This window comes from Halomonas sp. DP5Y7-2, assembly GCF_019802025.1.
GTDB lineage: Bacteria > Pseudomonadota > Gammaproteobacteria > Pseudomonadales > Halomonadaceae > Halomonas > Halomonas litopenaei_A.
Map to the genome: position 1 here is coordinate 1 of NZ_JAHVHY010000021.1, position 1,109 is coordinate 1,109.

General features: G+C 65.3%; 1 protein-coding gene. It reads right to left on the reverse strand.

All coding sequences use genetic code 11. From position 1 onward, the window contains the following. A partial coding sequence (locus KUW18_RS19565) for an Ig-like domain-containing protein (protein ID WP_222562192.1) occupies positions 1-1,109 on the reverse strand: 1,109 nt, incomplete at both ends.

The following is a 1,109-nucleotide window of genomic DNA, read 5'->3' on the forward strand; positions in this document are numbered from 1 at the left end:
GTCGCCGTAATCGCGAACTGATCCGCCAGGTCATCGCTGCCGGTGCCCTGGCTGGTGTGATCCTGGGTGCTGCCGTCGAGGGTGTAGCTCCAGCTGTAGTCGCCATCTGCTCCCACGCTAACGGTCAGCGTGCCGAAGTCGCCTACCACGGTGCCGCCAGCGGTGACGTTAACGCCGTTGATGACCAGTGAGGCCAGGCTGTCACCACCGGTGGTGATGGGCAGCGTGCCGCTGGTGGTCTGGCTGCCGTCACCCGCGGCACTACCGCCAGGCAGGCCCGCTTCGCTGACCGTGAACTGGCCGCCTTCTGTGCTCGGGGAGTCATCCGGCACGCTGATGGTCGGCGTGGAGTCTTCCGCCACCGTGACGCTGAACACTGCGTCGCTGGTGTCACCATCGGCATCGGTGATGGTGTAGTCGATCAGCGCTTCGCCTTCGAAGCCCGGCGCCGGGGTAAAGGTGACGTCACCCGCGGCATTGATCGATACGCTGCCCTGGCTCGGGTCACGCAACGTTGCTGCGGTCAGCGTTGCCCCATCTACGCCCTGGGTGTCATTGTCCAGCACGTTATAGGTGATCGGGGTGTCTTCCGCGGTATTGGCGCTGTCATTTACCGCCACCGGTACATCGTCCTGCACCTGGATGGTCAGGTCGGTGGAGGCTTCGTCGCCGTCGCTGTCCGTCGCCGTGATCGCGAACTGATCCGCCAGGTCATCGCTGCCGGTGCCCTGGCTGGTGTGATCCTGGGTGCTGCCGTCGAGGGTGTAGCTCCAGCTGTAGTCGCCAGCGTCGGAGACGCTAACGGTCAACGTGCCGAAGTCACCCACTACGGTGCCGCCAGCGGTGACGTTAACGCCGTTGATGACCAACGAGGCCAGGCTGTCACCACCGGTAGTGATAGGCAGCGTGCCGCTGGTGGTCTGGCTGCCGTCGCCCGCGGCGCTGCCGCCAGGCAGGCCCGCTTCGCTGACCGTGAACTGGCCACCTTCGGTGCTCGGGGAGTCATCCGGCACGCTGATGGTCGGGGTGGAGTCTTCCGCCACGGTGACGCTGAATACCGCGTCGCTGGTGTCACCATCGGCATCGGTGATGGTGTAGTCGATCAGCGC